The sequence below is a fragment of the Bradyrhizobium sp. Kon69 genome, assembly GCF_055807515.1.
Map to the genome: position 1 here is coordinate 1 of NZ_JBVVOS010000410.1, position 260 is coordinate 260.

Annotated in this window: 1 protein-coding gene; it reads left to right on the plus strand. The window is 66.5% G+C overall.

Features of this window, described 5'->3' with window-relative positions:
• On the plus strand, positions 1–260 hold a 260-nt coding region (locus AC0L3U_RS39620), incomplete at both ends, for a hypothetical protein (protein ID WP_473365153.1).

The following is a 260-nucleotide window of genomic DNA, read 5'->3' on the forward strand; positions in this document are numbered from 1 at the left end:
TGATAACGCCAACGAGCTGCGCCGGTTGGCGGCGCCGGACCTGGTGATCGATGACGCCAGCACGACACGGTTCCCTGACTATCCGACATGTCACCGTCTGTCTTTGCGGATGCGGTCCGACGATGCCGGCGATGTGTTCGCGCCCTTGCACCTTGAGTGCCTATGGCGTGCGGGGGAGGGTGATTGGATGACGCTGGGGCGCCGTGAAGTCGGCGCCGACGCGTCCGACAACGGGGCCGACCGGGCGCAGGAAGCCATCG